The sequence below is a fragment of the Paenibacillus konkukensis genome (genome assembly GCF_023523925.1).
Classification (GTDB): domain Bacteria; phylum Bacillota; class Bacilli; order Paenibacillales; family NBRC-103111; genus Paenibacillus_S; species Paenibacillus_S doosanensis.
The window spans coordinates 2,660,439-2,678,912 of the sequence record NZ_CP027059.1 but is presented as its reverse complement, the minus strand read 5'-3'; the positions used below and the strand labels follow the sequence as shown (position 1 = coordinate 2,678,912).

The following is an 18,474-nucleotide window of genomic DNA, read 5'->3' as shown; positions in this document are numbered from 1 at the left end:
TTGCGGGACCAGTGTGAGGAAGGGAGGTGGAACGAAGTACGCTGCCTGCAAAACCTGCCTGGACGGCAGACATCAGATTACAAAAATCGGATAAATAGGGAGGGGACAGCAGTATGATCATTCGTTCATCGGCCATCTGGGCCATGATTTTCTTGCTTTTGTTCTCCATAGGAGCTGGAGGATTTCCTTCGGCTGTTCATGGAAATGAATTGGAAGCGCTGTCAGACGGCGGCGCCGCTTCATACGGGGCGAACTCGTCCGGGACCATCCATGAAGCGGTATATGCAAGCGGAACGCAGCCTGTCATAACCGGCTGGGACCAGTTCCGCACAAGCTTCGGAAGCCATAACCATGCGGTAGCTCTTGAGGCGGGCAGCATGGTGATCGACGGCAATCTGGACGAATGGGGCGGTTATGCGGAGATCCGGCTGCCGGATAATTCCGCGCAAATTGCCATGAGCGGCTGGGCCGGCAAGGATGACGTTTCGGCCAGCGTCTATTTGGCTTATGACGATCAATACTTTTACTGGGCGGCCAAGGTGACGGACAATGTGCATACTCCCGTCTCCGACAGTACGATGTGGCGGGGCGACAGCATCCAGTTCGCCTTCAGCCCGGACGGCACCTACGGACCGGAATACGGCATCAACTACATGGACGGAGAGGCTCATATATGGCAGTTCAGCGAGGGCAAGGCGGTCGCCGGCGCCGATCAGATTACGGCGGCAGCCACCCAGAGCGGCCATGATACTTACTACGAGGTGCGGATGCCATGGACGACGATCTATACAGGCAAGCAGGATACGGACGTTCTTCCGTTCACCCTGCTGATCAACGACAATGACGGTGCGGGCCGGAGAGGCTGGATTGAGTGGACGCCGGGCATCGGCAAGGCCAAAAGCCCGAGCCTGCACGCCAAAGTTCATCTGGTTCCCGCCGCCGCAGACTGGAGCTACTGGGTGGAAGGTCCTCAAGAGGTCAATGTGGATTCAACCGTCTCCTATTCAATGTACGCGTTAAACTGGAGAGACGAGCCCAGAAACCTGCATCTATCTTCCGACACCCTTGGCGCCGAACGGAATATAACGATTCCCGCCCGGTCGGCGGCCCGGATCGATCTGCCCTTTGCCGCTAGTCTGGCCGGCAGTCATGAGCTCGATTTTACCTTATACGATCCGGGAGACGGCAGAACGGAACGCCAGACTGTAAGCGTTGCCGCCGTAATGACTGCCGACGAGGTGGAAGCCATGCTGAATGCCATAGCGGTCAAGCTTCCGGCACTGGAGCAGCTGCTCTTGCAGTGCGAGGCCCAGGGGCTGTCCACCGATTACGAACGCGTCAACTACACGGTGATCAAGGATTTCGTCGATTACGGCAAGGAGGATATCGTTCAGGGCAGATTGAGCCGGGCCTATTATGTCGCTGTGGAGCTGGGCAAGCTGTATGACGATGCGCTGACGAAGCTTCAGAGCTATTTGGCGGGCAGCCGCATTCCTCAATCCGTTCCCCGCTATGTATACGGGCCAACGGCCATATCCGGCTATTCCTTCCTAGGAAATACGGAGGTGCGAAGCAGCGGGGCAACGGAGGAACGGCCCATTTTCTTCACGGGCTACGGCGCTTTTAACAAGGTCAGGGAGGATATTCCCAAGTTCCAGGACCTGGGCGCCAATGTGATCCAGGTCGAGCTGGGGCCTCGCGACGTAATATTGGATAAAAAAGACTTCGTCAACCAATATACGGTCGGCCGTTCAGGCAATGTGAATGCCACTGCCGCCATAGTGGAGGGCGTGAGCCATTCGGGAAATGCTTCCCTGAAGATTGCCAATGCCTCCCCGTTGCAAGCCAACGTGTATATCAATGCGGCCCAAACGATCCCTGTGGAGCCCAATACCACCTATGAATTCAGCGTATGGGTTAAGGGAGAAAACGCCAAAAATACCTGGTTTCCCGGCGGTTCGGCCATGAAGCAGCGCAAATCCTTCCCCAGCGGCACCTACGATTGGCGGGAGGTGGTCTACGAATACACGACCGGGGCTCAAGAAACGTCCTACAAGCTGATGGTTACGTCGGAGAACGCGGGAACGATCTGGGTGGACGATCTTCGCGTCACGAAGGCGGGCAGCAGTGTCAATCTGGTGAAAAACCCGGGCTTCGAGGATTTGGGCGGTTACTCCGAGGATAAAGAATACGTCGTCTCTACTAAAAAAATCGAATCCGACATTGAGCAGGTACTGGCCCGCGCGGAACAAAATCACGTTGCCGTCAATTTGCTGATTTCGCCCCATTATTTTCCGGATTGGGCGCTGACCAAATGGCCTGAGTTGAAAGTGGCGAACAACGGCTTCATCAAGTTCTCGCTGTTCCGCCCTATGGCCCTGGCCATGATGGAGGATTACTTAAGAGCGCTGATTCCCATTGTCTCGCAATACAGCTCGCTGCACAGCATTACCTTAAGCAATGAGTCAGTCTATCAGTCCAATAAGGATGCATATGCGCTGCCAGCCTGGCATGACTATCTGGAGCAAATTTATAACGGCAATATCGGCGAATTAAACGGCGTATACAAGACGTCGTACAGCTCTTTTGAAGAGGTGCCGATGCCGGAGAATGTAAGCGCAACTCCCGTTTCCTATGATTATGTACTGTTCAATCAGGATTATTTTGCCCGCTGGCATGAATGGATGGCCGGCATTATCCACGAGCTGGCGCCGGATCTGCCCGTTCAAGTCAAAATAATGGGCGACCCGCGGGGCAGCCTGTCCTGGGGAGTGGATATTGAGCGCTTCTCGGAATTCAGCCAAATTAACGGCAACGACAACTGGAACTACATCAATGAAGGGCCCAAAGGTTTTATGGAGGAATTAAGCTTCTATGATCTTCAGGCTTCCTTCAAGCAAGCGCCTGTGTTTAATTCGGAGCACCATCTCATAGCCGACGGGGATAAGATGTACACTCCGGAGCAGGCGAAGCATGTCCGCTCCGTGCTCTGGCAAAGCGCCATCCATGGGCGCAGCGGCTCGACCATGTGGGTTTGGGAGCGGACGTATGACGAGTCCTCAAGCCGGGAAGGCAGCATTCTGCACCGCCCTGATGCGGTTGCGGCCGCCGGACGGACGGGGCTTGATTTAAACCGTCTGGCCAAGGAGGTCACCGCGTTCCAGAATGAGCGTCCGCAAGCGGCTATCCTGTATTCGGTAGCGGCGGGGATTTTTTCGGGCGATTATTCCAATGTAATGCTGCGTTCCTACGAGGCTTTGTCCTACAGCGGGCACAAAGCGGGCTTTATCTCGGAAAAGCAGGTCAAGAACGGCGGACTCAGCGCCTACAAGCTGCTGATTGTCCCTTATGCGACGCGGGTGGACCCCGCTACGCTTACCGGTATTAAAGCGTTTATCGAATCGGGCGGACGGGTACTGCTCATCGGCTCCCACGCGCTGGAGCTGGAACCTCACGGCGCCCAGCAATCCGCCGCTGACCGGAGCTATGTCTTCACCCATGCCGACAAAATTTCGGCGGCCGACTGGACTGCGGCTCAGATCAGAGCATTCCTGCTTCCGATTCTGCAATCTATTGATCCGCAGCACATGACGCTTGTCGATCCGGCTTCCGGAGAGCTTCCTTATAACGTGGAGTGGCGTAGTGTCGAGTACGAGGGACGCACCCTGTTGAACGTCGTCAATTATGGCCCGACGCCGGTAAGTGCGGCGATCCGGTCAGGCAACCGACAGGCCTCAAGCTTCACCGATCTGATTACCGGCGGAACAGAGCAGGCGGAAACCTTGGAATTGCAGCCGCTTACGCCATATTTATTTACTGTCGATACCATGAGCGCCGTACCCGGCGGTTCAGAGGGAGAGCCTCAACCTGAGCAGCCCGGACAACCGGAACAACCCGGGCAACCTGAACAGCCTGAGCACGTTTCCGTCCAAAGCATCGACATCACGGGCGCAAGCAGTGTGACGGCGGGCGGACAGCTGCAGTTAACGGCAATCGTTTCTCCGGACAATGCCAGCAATAAGTCGCTTAGCTGGAATGTCAACAGTACGGACGGAAGCGCAACCTCGCTAGCAACTGTCAATTCGTCCGGGCTATTGACGGCTGAAGCCGCCGGGGTGGTGGAGGTGACGGCCTCCGCCCTGGACGGCAGCAAAGTGACGTCGGCGCACCAGGTTACCATTACAGCCGAAACGCCGGTTAAGCGGAAGAATAAAGGATCATCCTCAGGATCAGGCTCGCCCATCGCTGGCCCTGATCCCGGAACTGAGACTGCCCCCGGAGCTGATCCTGGGTCCGATCAAGCATCGTCTTCCAATCCCCAGCCCGATCCGGACAATCGGGAATACAAGGCGGTCCAAGATCCATCCTCCGGCATCATGCTGAACGCCGACAAGACGTTCCGGTATATTTCCGGCTACGAGGACGGATCATTCAGACCGGATAATGCTATCAGCAGAGCGGAATTCGCCCAGCTGCTCTACCGTTTGACAGTGAACGGGGACATGGCGGAGCCCGGCGGCCGGCAAGTCTTCAAGGATATAAGAGCCAACGACTGGTATGCGGCTGCCGTTCAGTATTTGGGCGATAAGGGACTGTTCGGAGGGTATGAGGATGGAAGCTTCCGACCGGAGCAAACCCTGACCCGGGCGGAGCTGGCCGCAATCTTATCCCGATTCGTGTCTGCCGGGGCCGGGCAAGGAATCGTTGCCGAGGATTTTCCGGATATCCGGGGCCATTGGGCCGAAGCATCCATCAGGCTGTTGGCGGAAAGCGGCTATATCCTCGGCTACGAGGACGGAAATTTCCGTCCGGACCGCCAAGTCACAAGAGCGGAATGCATCGCCATGCTGAACCGCGTGCTGAATCGCAGCGCCGACAGTCAGGCGGCGGATTCGCAAGAAGCTGCCGGGAAGCCCGGCTTCACCGATCTGCCTCTAACCCACTGGGCTTACAGGGATATCACCGAAGCCGCTGTTTTTCAATAAACCAGGATCGGACGCAGTATCGGCGATCGTACCCATCATATATGGACATCCGTTTCGAGGACGGGATGTCCTTTTTTTTGCAGTACATTTCTTGCCAAAATCAATACTGGTTATTTGTTTACAAGGGAACATATATTTGCAATGTCTGAAACCCTCCAAGATGCATTATCGAAATGAGCACATTGGTTGTACGTAATATCTGCGACGGGGTTTTTATTGGGGCTTAGTTCCCGCCCGCTCTTTTTTTTATGAACGGGCATCCGTTAACAAGCGGGTCTTTAGAAGCAGATACTCCAGCAGACAGCCGATTTATGATACAATATTCGACATAAACCTGCATGTTTCTTCGCTAAAAAAAGGAGTTCGTTATGCTCAGAGCAACCGGTTACGATATACGCCAGGTCATCTTTGAAGATGAGGCGATCGCGGTTTGTCACGCATCTTCTGTAGAGAACCGCTTGGACGTTTTGTTGAAAATCGTTAAGGAAGGGCCGAGAGCCGTCATCGAAAATGCCAAAGTCATCAATGAATATGAAGTGGCGGGGAATCTCAGCTTTGCCGGGGTTTTAAAGCCGTTGGCGCTATTCAGAGAAGGCAACCGGCTCGTTATGGCCAGCGAGTGGGTATATGGGATGACGCTGAAGCATTTTGCCATGGCGGGACCGGTACCGCTTGACAATTTCCTGACCATTGCGATCGGAATTGCCGAGGCCCTGGAGCAGCTGCATCAAAAGAACATCGTCCATATGAACATTCGCCCGGAAACGATCGTCGTGGTCCCGGGCACGCTTCGGGTTTGTCTTACGGGACTCGGGCATTCGATTCAAATTGCGGAAGAGAGGTGCGAGACGAGAACCGTGCCGCTCATGGAGGGAAGCCCGCCTTATATGGCTCCGGAGAGAACCGGGCAGCTGGATGGCTGGATCGATCCGAGCACCGATCTGTATTCGCTGGGGGTGACGCTGTACGAGGTGCTTGCCGGCAGGCTGCCGTTTGAAGCGAACGACCCGTTGGAATGGGCCCATGCCCATGTGGCCAAGCCGCCCATTCCGCTCGGCGGCAGTTCTTTATCCGCCATCCCGGTTATATTGGAGCGGATCGTCTTCAAGCTGCTGGAGAAATCCGTAGCGGACAGATACCGGAGCGCAGCCGGCTTAAGAGCGGATTTGGAACGATGTCTCCGGCAATATCAGCAAACCGGAGGCATCGGTCTCTTCGCGCTCGGGCAGCTGGAAAGCGCCGCTACAACCGGCGCGGAGCCGTCCGGTCCTGTCACCGCCGAGGGACGGCGGGCCGATCAAGAGGAAAAGCGGCCGGGAAGCAAAGGAAGCTACGCCCAGGTTCTGGAAATGGAAGCGATCGTAAGAGTCTCGCAGGCGTTTACGGAAGAGAAAGATTCGCTAAAGCTTATGTCTCGCATCATGACGATTATTATGAATGTATCCGGAGCGCACAAGGGCGTTTTTGTCAAAGCGGCAAAGGAAGCGCTATACGCCGTATTGATGCTCGATCCGGATAAAAGCGCCGCAGCCCGGACAGGGTACACTCCGCTGGACGAGTCCGGCGACGTCAGCCCGCACGTCGTCCGCAGCGCGGCGATAAACCGGATGCCTGTCATATGGAACGATGCCAAGGACGGTCTCGGGCATACTTTGCCTGATCCTTACATAACCCGGCATCGTCCGAAATCGGTGTTGGGGCTGCCTGTGATGATTCAAGGCGATCTGCAAGGGGTGCTGTATTTGGAAAACAAGTACGCACCGGGCGTGTTTTCTGCGGACCGGCTGCCGCTGCTGCAAATGCTGGCGTCGCAATTAGGCTATGTGCATACGCTGACGCAATATTTTGAACCTTCGAGCGCGGCGGCGCCCTCAGAATATGGGGCGGAGGCCGTGCCGTCTTTAACGAGCCGGGAGCTCGACGTTTTGCAATGCTTGTCCGCCGGCTTGTCGAATAAGGAAATCGCGGTCCGGTTGGTGATGTCTGCCGGTACAGTCAAAGTGCACGTCCGTAACGTGTTCGACAAATTGGGAGTCAATAACCGGGTGAAAGCCGTCTCCGCAGCGGCCAAGCTGAATTTGTTAAATTCTCCCCACAGCAGCAAAAGATCGAACGGATGAGGGCCGCCGAAGCCCTGCCAGGGTCTTATATCCTAATCTTTCAAAAGCCCGCGCCTTATGCAAAATATATCGGGATATACCCCAAATGGGGTATGTTTTGAGTTGGAAGTTTGCTTATAATGATAGGCATGGGAACGGAAAAAGAAAACGATTCTATGAAGCCGGAATGTGCCCTTGACACGATTCGGCTTTTTTAGTGTAGGCCGGAAGGGGAAAGGGATAGTTTTGAACAAGCTTGCATTTCTGGAAATTCCGCTGTTCGTAGGCTTGGACAGGGCGCATAAGGCGGCGCTGCTGCAGCAGTTTACCCAGCTCAGCTACCGCGCGGGAGACATCTTGTTCGAGGAAGGCGAATTCGGCGATTCGTTGTACATCATTATGCAGGGGAAAACTAGAATTTATTTGGGCTCCGGCAACAACGAAACGACGTTGGCGATATTGGGAGAAAAGGAATATTTCGGCGAAATGGCTTTGCTGACGGGAGACCCGCGCTCGGCTTCCGCCAGGGCGGAGAGCGATCTGGTCGTGCTGAAGCTGATCAAGGATTCGTTCGACCGGATATTGTACGAGCATAATACGCTTGCCGTTCAATTTGCCGGTATCCTCGCTAAGCGTCTGGCCAAGGTGAACCGCGAGTCTTCGCGCACGGCTGGCCCGCCGCCAGAAGAGCCGGCGCTGCCGGAGCCTGAGGCAGTCGAAGAGGCATCGACGGCGGAAGCGGCCGCCGCTGTCCGGCCGAACGATCGGCGCGCGGCTGCCGGTGCAGCGGCGCGTTCGCGGTTGCCCGTGGCGCTCTGCATGGCCGCCTCCTTCATGGCCGGCGCTCTTCTGTGCTACGGGCTGCAAGCGGACGGCGCATCGACGGCGGCAAATTTATGGCAATGGGCCGCGGTAGGGCCAGACTCGTCGCCGCCATCGTCCTTATCGGCCACGATAGCAGACGGCGCTGCGGTCGAGGTGCCGGTTGCGGTGTATCTGCCGAAAGACGCAAGCGCTGCAGTCTCTATGCAGCGCGGCGTTGAACTGGCGATGGCGGACTTGCAGGCGAGCTCCGCCTATCCGCGGTTCAGACTGTCGCCGGATTACCGGGGAGACGGAGGGACGGAAGAGCTCAGCGATGGTTCTGCCGCTCCGGCGTTCGCCATCGCCGCCTCATTGCCGGCAGGGCAGGCATCGGCAAGCGTTCCTACGCTCCTTCTGGATGGAGCCGCAGCATCGGCTGCGGGCCGTTCCGTCGCATTGGGGATCGCTCCCGGAGTTTATGCCGGGGAAGTCGCGGAGTGGCTTGCCCGGCAAAGCTTCGGGAAGGTGGCGATTTATTACGAGGACAGCGCCGCGGGCCGGCAGTTTGCCGCGGCTTTGGAGAAAGCGGCCGACCGGAAAGGGATTCTCGTCGCCGACAGGCTGACCCGCATTTCCGCGCGCTCCGCGCTCACTGCCGTCATCGGCAAATGGAAGCTGCTGGAGACGGAAGCTGTGGTCGTCTATGACAGCAGCGGGGAAGCGGCGCCGGAAATCGGCTCCGGGCTGCAGGCGGCCGGGGCGCGCTACCCGCTCCTAGCCGGTCCGGCCGTCCCGGCCGCCGAGATGATGCCGGCGTATGCCGGCGAAGTATACGGCTATACCGATTTCGCCGCCGATGCAGCTGCGGGCGGAGCGGCGGCTGCGGCTTTTGCAGACAAGTACCGTGCCGCGTACGGGATGGCGCCGAGCCGTATAGCGGCCGCCGCCTACGACGCGGTGCGGCTGATCGCACTCTCCGCCGATAAGGCTGGTTCCGCCGAGCCGGCGCGGATGGTTGAGGCCCTTAAAGCGGCCGGAGTGTGGGAGGGGGCGCTCCGCACTTATAATTTCAATGCCGGGAGCGAGACCGGGAGCGGCAGTCTCGTCCGCCTGCTCAAGCTATCGCCGAAACAGGGAGAGTGGGGGGAATGACGCGATGAATCCGAATATTTTCCGCCAATCCTCGCTGGAGAAAATGTCTTCGCCCGAGCAGCTTGACGTGCTGATGACGATCGCCCGTCCGCGGCACTGGATCGCTCTTTTGTCCGTTTTAACGCTGCTTGCCGCTTTTTTCGCATGGGCGGTGCTGGGGACGGTGACCGTCAAAATGAACGGAAACGGCGTATTGACGATGCATGACGGGCTTGCGGCCATCGCGACTACATCCGCCGGCCAGGTGACGGATATCGGGGTCAAGCCGGGAGATACGGTGCGGCGGGGCGACACGGTTGCGAGACTGTTCGACCCTTCGTGGCCGGAAGCCGGGGACGGCGGCAATTCCGCCGATAACGCGCAGCGGCTGCTGCTCAAGTCGAAGGTCGTCAGCCTGGCGAGCGGCCGCGTTCTGAAGGTTCTCGCGCAGCCGGGACAGTGGGTCCAGGTCGGGCAGCCGCTCATCACGCTGGAAGCGGAAGCGGCGGCGGACTCCGAAGACAAGTACGAGGCCGTCGTGTACGTTCCGATGGATGAGAGCAAAGCGCTCAAGCCCGGCACGCCGGCAAGGGTATGGCCGAACGGCGACAGCGCCAATGCGAACGGAGCGATAATCGGCGAGATCGCCGCCGTATCGCAAATTCCCGCCGCATTGGACGAGGCGGAGCGGGCGACCGGGAACCGCGAGCTTGCGGCAGCCTTCATCGCGGCCGGTCCCGTAGCGGAAGTGCGGGTCGCGCTGCAAAAGGACCCGGGGCACCCGACCGGGCTTCGCTGGACCGCCCGGCGCGCCGAGTCCGGCATAACCTTGAAGACGGGTATGCTGTGCTCCGTCCAGTTTATTACAGGCAAAACGCGTCCGATCGAATGGATATTCTGATCGCGAACGCGCAGAAGAGGTGAATCCGATGATGGCGTCGTTATTATCCAGGCTTCGCGGCGGTGCGCGAGCGGTTACGCCGACGCTGCTGCAGATGGAAGCGGTCGAATGCGGCGCGGTTTCCCTCGCTATCGTGCTGGCCTACTACGGGCGTCATATTCCTGTAGAGACGCTCCGGTACGATTGCGGGGTATCCCGGGACGGCAGCAAGGCGAGCAACATTTTGAAGGCCGCCCGCAAATACGGCATGGAGGCCAAAGGCTACAAGAAGGACCCGGAAAATCTCAAGCTGCTGAAGCCTCCTTTTATCGTACATTGGAATTTCAATCATTTTCTTGTGGTGGAGGGCTTTGCCGGCGGCAAGGCGTTTCTGAACGATCCTGCCCACGGTCCGTACTCGGTAAGCCTCGAAGAGTTCGACAGCTCGTATACGGGAGTCGTGCTGACCATGACGCCGGGAGAAGCCTTCGTGCGGGAAGGGAGCCGTTTTTCGGTGCGCTCGTCGCTGCTGCGGCGGCTCAAAGGATATGAGCGGGAAGTCGTCTATTTGGTTGCGGCGGGGATCGGCTTGGCCGGCACGGGGGTGCTCGTACCGCTGTTTCTGAAGCTTTTCGTAGACCGGATGATGCTGGCGGGACAGAGGGAATGGGCGGGAGCTATCCTGCTGGGAATGCTTGTCATCGTCGTTCTTCGCGCCTTGTTAACGGCTCTAAGGCAGTATGCGCTGCTGAGAATGGAAACGAAGTTTTCTCTCAGTATGGCAGGCTCTTTCGTATTGCATATTCTTCGTCTGCCCGTCGGATTTTTCGCTCAGCGCTTCGTGGGGGAGATTGCGGGCAGAGCGCAGGCGAACGACAGAGTCGCCCAATTTGTAACGGAAAAGCTTGCAGGCACCGTTATTGACGTGATGCTTGCCGGATTTTACTTCACGTTCATGCTGCTTTACGATTACCGTTTGGCGCTGATCGCCATACTGGTCGCTGCGCTTAACGTGGCGTACTTGCTGCATGTAAACCGCAAGCAGACGGACCGGAATCAGAAGCTGCAGATGGACGAGGGGAAGCTGGAAGGCGCGTCCATTGCCGGGCTGATCAATATGGAATCGCTCAAGGCGAGCGGCAGGGAGTCGGACTTCTTCTCCCGCTGGGTGGGATACCAGGCCAATACGACTCGCACGGAGCAAGCGCTCGGCGCGTCCAACCAATATTTGTCGGCGATTCCTGTTCTGCTAGAGCAGCTAAATAGCGCAATCATTCTTGTCATCGGCGGCCTCCTCGTGCTGAACGGCTCGTTTACGGTCGGCATGCTGCTTGCTTTTACCGGCTTTGCTTCGGGTTTTCTTGCGCCGGTCAACAATCTGGTGGCGATGGGGGGAGAATGGCAGCAAATGCGAGGGCATTTATTTCGGCTGGACGACGTGCTGAACCATTCGGCCGATACGGCGCATTCCGGCTCATCGGAAGCGGGCGAGGCGAACGACCCGCAGCAATGGCCTCCGAAGCTGTCCGGAGCGCTGGCTATCTGCAATGTTACGTTCGGCTACAGTCCTCTGGACCCTCCGCTTATCGAGCGGATCAGCCTGACGGTTCCTCCCGGCGCGACGGTTGCTATCGTCGGAGGATCGGGCAGCGGCAAATCGACGTTGTCGAAGCTGCTGACCGGCTTATACGAGCCGTGGGACGGGGCGATCCGTTTCGACGGTCGGCAGCGGTCCGAGCTGCCCCGCCATGTGCTGGCCAATTCCGTCTCGCTGGTCGACCAGGATATCCGGCTGTTCGAAGGGACCGTCCGCGATAATCTTACGCTGTGGGACCCGACGATACCCGACGCCGTTGTCGTTCAAGCGGCCAAGGACAGCTGCATCCACGAGATCATCGCCGCAAGAGCGGGCGGATACGATCATATGGTGGAGGAAGACGGCCGGAATTTCAGCGGCGGGCAGGCGCAGCGGCTGGAAATCGCCAGGGCGCTCGCGCAGCGGCCGTCCATCCTCATATTGGATGAAGCTACCAGCGCCCTGGACCCGGAGAGCGAGGCTGTCATCTACGGCAATATTCGCAGGCGAGGCTGCACTTGCATCATTATTGCTCACAGGCTCAGCGCTATCCGCGATTGCGACATGATCGCGGTGCTGGACCAAGGGAAGCTCGTACAGACGGGAACCCATGAGGAATTGCTCCGAGTCGAAGGCCATTACCGGGAGCTGTTCCATGCTTCGGAGAGGAGTGAAGCTTCATGATGTTGCCGGAACTCGCCGAAGCACGGCAGCGGTATCCGTCCAGAGCCGCCTTGCTGCTGCAAGAGCGCCGGGTGCTGACGATGCATTACGTGGAGCAAGGCGCCGTGGACATGTATACGGCCGAGCTTGCGCAAGGTAAGCCGGCCGGTTTCAAATCGCATGTGCTTACGGTGGAGGCAGGGCAGGTTTGGTTCGATCTGCCGCAAGTAGATGAAGGCGGCTTCGGCTGGATCGCCGAGATGATGGCGGATACGGTTATCGCCGGCATTCGGCTTGAACCGTTTGCGGAGGCCGCCCGGGCCGGCGGCGCTGATGACGCCGATGACAGCCTCAAGCTGCAGGTTCAGGCGGCGGGCTTGCTTGAAGAGTGGCTGCTCCGTCTTACTTCCGCGGCCGTGTCCGATGCAGCCCCGGTTCAGGCTCAGCAAGCGGAGCCGAACGCCGACATTGTCGTCTGGGAACCGGCGGTGTTCACTTCGGAAGCGCATGTCGTCTGGATGTGCGCTGAAGGCGGGCTGCCCGGCTTATGGCAGGACGGCGGCCTGCCTGCGGTCCCGCCCGGCGTATACGTGCCGATGATGCGCTCCGTATGGGCGGCTTCTCCCAAAGGCAACCGCTTGTACACAGCAGACACCCTAAGCCTGCTGCAGCTGCATGACGGATTGCCCGAATCGGTGCGCTTGTTTCACCGTCTCCTGGCGCAAAAGCTGCTCCATCAGCTGCGTCAGGCGAAGCGGGAAGAACAGGAGCGGCTGGCAAAAAGATTAAAGCAAGACAGGCTCAGCATGGAGGAAGCCGTCAGCCGCTTTTCGGCGGTCGGCGATAAGAGAGGACTTCAGCGGGAGGGTTCGTTCCCGGACCGGCGCGATCCTCTGTTCTTTTGCACGCGCCTTGTCTGCGAAATGATCGGCATTGAACTGAACATGCCGAGACGATGGGAACCGGGCCGCAAGGCGGAGGAGCTGCTTCGCGAAGCCGGTCTTCGCAGCCGCAAGGTTGCGCTGCGTTCGGGCTGGTGGCGGGAAGACAACGGACCGCTGCTCGCCTTTCTTGAGGACGGCCGTCCGGCGGCGCTGCTTCCGGCCGGAGACGGCGCCTACGGAATGATCTGCGAGGCGGGGGAGAAGCCGGTCATCGTCAAGCAGCGGCTGGCCGAGCAGCTGCGCCCGTTCGCTTACGAGCTGTACCGCCCGCTGCCGTACCGCTCTCTGACGCCGAAAGATATCGTCCGCTTTCTCCTTACCCAAAGAGCGATGAAGGATATCGTTTGGGGGCTGATCTACGGGCTTACCCTCGGCTTGCTCGGCATGGCGCTGCCGGCCGCTACCGGCTTTATGATCGACAAAATCATTCCTGCGGCGGAACCGGGCCAGCTGTTTCAGATGATGGCGCTGCTGATGAGCATCGCCTTTGCCGGCTTTGGCTTCCGGGTGACGCAGTCCATGGCGTGGCTTCGGCTGTTCGGCACATGGGGGGCGTCGCTATACAGCGCAACATGGGACCGGCTGCTGAATATGCCGGCCGGATTTTTCCGCCGGTACAACGCCGGCGATTTGGCGAGCCGCATCGGGGGCGTGGGCGCTATGTTCCATGTCATATCCGGCTGGCTCGTATCGGGCATGACGATCGCGATCTTCTCCTTGCTGCAATTCGGTCTGCTGTTCTGGTATCAGCCGAGCTTGGCGTGGCTGGCCGTACTGCTGATCGTTATCTACGCGGCCGTCTTTGCATTGTCAAGCGTACAGCTGGCCAAGCACATGAAACGAAAAACCGAACGGGAAGGCAAGGTCGGCGGGCTGCTCGTGCAGCTGCTCGCCAACATAACCAAGCTGCGCGTCGCTGCGGCTGAGCGGCGCGCCTTCAATCGGTGGAGCGGCGCCTTCAGCATGCAGCGCGCTCATGCGTACCGTCTCCGCGAAGCCGCCAACCGGCTGACCGTCGTCAACGGCGCTTACCCGGTTTTATCGAGCCTGGTGCTGTTCTGGATCATATCGGCCTCGGACATTCGGATGAATCCGGGCGCCTTCGCCGCCTTCCATACGGCGTACGCCACGTTGATCGGCTCGGTGATCGCCTTCTGCGCTTCATCGCTGCCGCTGTTCGAGCTGAAGCCGCTCTACGAGAGGGTCAGGCCGCTTATGAAGGAAGAGCCGGAAACGGAAGCGAACCGGGAAGATCCGGGAGATTTGAAAGGCGGCATCGAGCTGAGCGAGGTGACGTTCCGCTACGACATGAACGGGCCGCCGATACTCGACAACGTCTCTCTGAAGATTAAGCCGGGAGAATACGTAGCGGTCGTCGGCGCTTCCGGCAGCGGCAAATCGACATTGCTGCGCCTGATTATCGGCTTCGAAACACCGGAGCAGGGCGCCGTCTATTTCGACGGCAAAGACTTGAGCGGACTGGACCTGCGGGCCGTCCGGCGGCGGTGCGGCGTCGTGCTGCAAAACGGCCGTTTGTGGGCCGGGGACATCGCGCAAAACATTATCGGCCAAGGCGGCGAATACACGATAGACGACGCCTGGAATGCGGCGCAGCTCGTCGGCATGGACGGCGAGATCAGCCGGCTTCCGATGGGGATGCATACCGTCCTGTCGGAAGGCGCGGGCAGCTTGTCCGGCGGGCAGAAACAGCGCATTCTGATCGCCCGTTCCATCGTGCATAAGCCGAGAATCGTACTTCTCGACGAAGCGACGAGCGCGCTCGATCAGAAGTCGCAGGAGAACATTACCACGATGCTGCGGGGCATGAGCGGTACGCGAATCGTCATCGCCCACAGGCTCAGCACGATCGTCCACGCCGACCGGATTATCGTGATGGACAAAGGGAAGATCGTGCAGCAGGGCAGCTATGAAGAGCTGCTGCGGCAGGAGGGGGCGTTCGCCCGGCTCGCCGCGCGCCAGATTGTGTGACGGCGTGTGCGGCAAAGATACCCCGAATGGGGTACAGATTATTGCCTTAGGTCAGGCTATAATGAGGGTGGCTAGGCAACGAATCATGGAAAGGGGTTTTACCTTATGAGTTGGACGATGGAGAAGGCTAACGAGCAATTCGAGTTGTTCAAGCAGCGCGCTGCGGAGGACGCTTCATTCCGGGCGCTCGCGCTGGCTAATCCGAATCAGGCGATCCGGGAGCTGAGCGGCTTGGATTTGCCGGAAGGCGTTGAAGTTGTCATTTCCGAAGGGGAGAACGGAGAGCTTCAGGCGAAGACGTTGATCAACGCCCCTGCCTCCGACGCCGAGCGCGAGCTGGACGAAGCGGAACTGGAGCAAGTCTCCGGAGGCACGTCATTCTCGGCGTTTATTCTGTACGGTCCTCCGTATCCGGAAGGCAAGAAAAAAAGATAATACAACGTTTGGAGAGAGGAGCCGGAATCATCGTTTCGGCTTCTTTTTTTTGGACGCGTCGGGAGGATGTCGTACCTTGATTGAGATTGTACATCTTGAGCCGGAAACGGCGGGGCCGTATCAGCCCTTCACCTATCGTTCTTACAGAGACTGGCTGGTCCGGCCCGATGCGGACCCGGAGGGGCAAAAATTAGCTCTGGGCGCCCGCTGGACGGGACATCCCGTCGGACTGCTTCTCGCCCATTCGCCTGCCCGCGACGATCCGGCCAGAGTGCTCTCCGTATTCGTCGACGGACGTTTCCGGAATCGCGGCATCGGCACGGCGCTTATGCAGGAGCTGAAGGCGCATCTCCATCGAATAAAGAAGCGAGCGTGCATCGAGTATTATGCCCTCAACCAATATGAGGCGCTGGAGCGGGTTCTAGTGAAATCGGGATGGCAGCCGCCAGCGGTATACAGCCGGTTTTACCGATGCGACATATTCGCCGGCATGCCCAGCCCGTGGATTCGCCGGTTCAAGCTGCCTGCCCGCTTTCGCGTCGTCCCTTGGAGCGAGCTGCGGCAGAACGAATTGGCGCTTATGAATACGCTGCAGGAGCAAGATTTTAACGATTATTTCATGCCGCTGCAAAAAGAAAGCATTATCGATCGCAGCTGCAGCCTGGCGCTCAAGCTGGATGAACAAATCGTCGGATGGTCGATCGTCGATCGCGAGCTGACGGATACGCTGCTCTACCGCGCGCTATATATCCGCGAAGCTTACCGGGACCAAGGGCTGGGGTTGGCGTTGGCGGCCCAATCCGCGCAAAGGTTGGGCAGGACGGGAGCGACGCATACCGTCATCCAAATATTGGATAAAAATATGCGGATGCGGAAAGTGGCCGAACGGCTTTTGGCGCCGATGCAGCCGACCGTCACCGCCTACAAAACGGCGCTGCTGGAGCTATAATCATTCCTCTGGCAAGCGAAGGGGAGCGAGGCGAAGGAGGCGCTGTGCCTAAGCCCCAAAAGGGTACAGCTGAAAGGCGATATGCAGAAGGTTTGGATCGATCATATCGGCTTTTCATTCGCCCCCGCCTCTCCGAAAGGGACGGGGGAGGGCGTCAACGGGGAGAAGCCCGGCAAGTCGAACGATCTATCCTGTCGAGATGCCGGCCAGCAGTCAACGATCATAAAAAAAGAAGCAAGCAGCGGCTGCTTGCCCGAATTTGACGGATATTTGTTCATTAACCATTCTGCCGCCCTGCCGCTGCAGGCATCGTTTTCGTCAGCGACATTATTTTCTTTTTTTGGGAGAAGCCTTCACGGTGTTGGCCGGGAATGCATGAACCGTTAAATCATTGATATAATATTCGATATTCGTATAGCCCATTCCCCAGTAGTCCCCACTGGATTCCAAGGTGCCGTCAGGCGCATAAGCGCTGTTCGGATTAAGCCCTCTTGCCTTCTCCCAGTCATCAGGCATGCCATCTCCATCTGTATCCGCCGGCGCCCCGGTCAGCACTGCATCAGGATACATATATTCGACGCCCGTTTCAATATGGTATTTGTCAAGCTCTGCTTTTTGTTCATCCGAAGCTTCCGAATAAGGTCTTGCGCCCGTGAGCGATCCTTGACCTGATCTTGTTTCGAAAACAACCTGCTTGTCAATAGCCGTTCTTTGATTCGCACTGACCGCCGCACCGGCGTAATGCAGCACATGATTGTAGGAATCTTTGGCACTTTCCGCGTAGACGGCGGTAGAAACATTCACATCGTTTACAATCATTTCAAAAGGAACATCCGAACGGGTATTTGCTTCTGTTTTTCCGGAATCATAGGTTATCCCTGTCCAGTTATTCGAGGTAAGCGTACCGTAGTCTGTATTATCCCTATTAAGAAACCGATTCCCCTTTAAATAAATGGAATAGTTTTCGGGACTTGTTCCGCTATCTCCAACGCTTATATAATTGAAGCCTCCTTTGGTGGAAACGCCCATTTTTAACGTATTATTCACATAATTTTCATGCCCGAGAGTCCCGTAAGCCGTTTGGTATCCCCAGTTGTAGATGACGTTATTGGTAAAATCGATGGGATTGGTTCCCACTACTTTTCCTCTGAAATTCCGGGATACGTTGTGTACAAGCAGATTATGATGCCATGAAGCATTAGCCCTGCCAAGCATAACCCCAAACCCGTGAATGCCTTTGGAATGGTAGGAAAATGAATTCGACGGACCGATGATGGAATACTGTACGGTGTAATTATTATTGTTTGAATAAAGTCCCCATTGTTCGTCATTTGCCCAGCCTATTGACACATGGTCTACTATGGAATTGCTTCCGTTCGCCCCTCCAAATGCATCGTAATCCTTCTCGACGCCTCTTTCACCGGGCCTTGAGCTGATAAAACGAAGAATAATATTATCCCCGCCTAGACCGATTTTATAGTTTTTCAATGTAATTCCTGCGCCGCCCGGCGCAGTTTGCCCGGCTACAGTCACATTGGATTTGACAACGACATCGCTTTGTAATTCAATGGTTCCTCCCACTTTAAAAACGACGATTCTATTCGGCGTGCCGACCGCATCTCTGAATGAGCCGGGTCCGCTGTCATTAAGATTAGTGACATATACGACTTCGCCTCCGCGTCCGCCTGTGGCAAACTTGCCTCCGCCTTCAGCTCCGGGAAAGGCAACGATATTTTGCGAGGCAGCAGCACCGTAGACAACAGGGTTACCCGCCGCACAAAATAACGATAAAGTAACCGATAAAGCGGCTGAAATTCCGCATATCTTTTTCATTTTGGACTTATTCCATTTGAGCATCAACTTAACCTCCTTTGTAATGCCTCAGCCATGCGTCGCCGCAATGGCATAGGCCAACATCAATTGAGCACGTCGCGTCCGACGGGTTGACTTTCCTTCCACCTCCCTTGCTCCCAGACTTGATGCCGCAAGCCGGTGGCCGGCCGGCACGGGCCTTACAGC

The 18,474-nt window shown here is 57.5% G+C and carries 9 protein-coding genes; 8 read left to right on the top strand and 1 reads right to left on the bottom strand.

Annotation, left to right across the window (positions count from 1 at the left end):
- The first annotated feature begins 113 nt into the window (after positions 1-113).
- The 8 genes from SK3146_RS11390 to SK3146_RS11355 all read left to right on the top strand — a co-directional run bounded on the left by SK3146_RS11390 (position 114) and on the right by SK3146_RS11355 (position 16,455).
- Entirely contained in the window at positions 114-4,985 is a 4,872-nt protein-coding gene (locus SK3146_RS11390) for an S-layer homology domain-containing protein (protein WP_249865189.1), read from the top strand.
- A 368-nt stretch (positions 4,986-5,353) separates the two neighbouring features.
- A complete protein-coding gene (locus SK3146_RS11385; protein WP_249865188.1) occupies positions 5,354-7,105 on the top strand; it encodes a protein kinase domain-containing protein in 1,752 nt (583 codons plus the stop codon).
- Positions 7,106-7,330: 225 nt separating this feature from the next.
- Positions 7,331-9,040, top strand: a complete 1,710-nt coding sequence (locus SK3146_RS11380) for a cyclic nucleotide-binding domain-containing protein (protein WP_249865187.1) — start codon at positions 7,331-7,333, stop codon at positions 9,038-9,040.
- A gap of 4 nt (positions 9,041-9,044) precedes the next feature.
- The gene (locus SK3146_RS11375; RefSeq protein WP_249865186.1) at positions 9,045-9,920 is read left to right on the top strand and encodes an HlyD family efflux transporter periplasmic adaptor subunit; all 876 of its coding nucleotides are present in this window, start codon (positions 9,045-9,047) and stop codon (positions 9,918-9,920) included.
- 28 nt (positions 9,921-9,948) lie between these two features.
- The gene (locus SK3146_RS11370; RefSeq protein ID WP_249865185.1) at positions 9,949-12,159 is read left to right on the top strand and encodes an NHLP family bacteriocin export ABC transporter peptidase/permease/ATPase subunit; all 2,211 of its coding nucleotides are present in this window, start codon (positions 9,949-9,951) and stop codon (positions 12,157-12,159) included.
- Entirely contained in the window at positions 12,156-15,071 is a 2,916-nt protein-coding gene (locus SK3146_RS11365; protein WP_249865184.1) for an NHLP bacteriocin export ABC transporter permease/ATPase subunit, read from the top strand. The genes SK3146_RS11370 and SK3146_RS11365 overlap by 4 nt, the downstream gene beginning before the upstream one ends.
- Positions 15,072-15,176: 105 nt before the next feature.
- Positions 15,177-15,506, top strand: a complete 330-nt coding sequence (locus SK3146_RS11360; protein ID WP_249865183.1) for a hypothetical protein — start codon at positions 15,177-15,179, stop codon at positions 15,504-15,506.
- Between the two features lie 76 nt (positions 15,507-15,582).
- The gene (locus SK3146_RS11355; RefSeq protein WP_249865182.1) at positions 15,583-16,455 is read left to right on the top strand and encodes a GNAT family N-acetyltransferase; all 873 of its coding nucleotides are present in this window, start codon (positions 15,583-15,585) and stop codon (positions 16,453-16,455) included.
- A 327-nt stretch (positions 16,456-16,782) separates the two neighbouring features.
- On the opposite strand, the gene SK3146_RS11350 is transcribed toward SK3146_RS11355, so the two are convergent.
- Complete coding sequence (locus SK3146_RS11350; RefSeq protein ID WP_249865181.1) at positions 16,783-18,312, bottom strand: dockerin; 1,530 nt, start codon at positions 18,310-18,312, stop codon at positions 16,783-16,785.
- Between the last annotated feature and the right edge of the window lie 162 nt (positions 18,313-18,474).

Excerpts from the sequence above, each read along its gene's own strand:
- SK3146_RS11365 (WP_249865184.1), top strand. The coding sequence starts at position 12,156 with ATGATGTTGCCGGAACTCGCCGAAGCACGGCAGCGGTATCCGTCCAGA.
- SK3146_RS11370 (WP_249865185.1), top strand. The coding sequence starts at position 9,949 with ATGATGGCGTCGTTATTATCCAGGCTTCGCGGCGGTGCGCGAGCGGTT.
- SK3146_RS11350 (WP_249865181.1), bottom strand. The coding sequence starts at position 18,312 with ATGCTCAAATGGAATAAGTCCAAAATGAAAAAGATATGCGGAATTTCA.
- SK3146_RS11360 (WP_249865183.1), top strand. The coding sequence starts at position 15,177 with ATGAGTTGGACGATGGAGAAGGCTAACGAGCAATTCGAGTTGTTCAAG.
- SK3146_RS11390 (WP_249865189.1), top strand. The coding sequence starts at position 114 with ATGATCATTCGTTCATCGGCCATCTGGGCCATGATTTTCTTGCTTTTG.
- SK3146_RS11375 (WP_249865186.1), top strand. The coding sequence starts at position 9,045 with ATGAATCCGAATATTTTCCGCCAATCCTCGCTGGAGAAAATGTCTTCG.
- SK3146_RS11385 (WP_249865188.1), top strand. The coding sequence starts at position 5,354 with ATGCTCAGAGCAACCGGTTACGATATACGCCAGGTCATCTTTGAAGAT.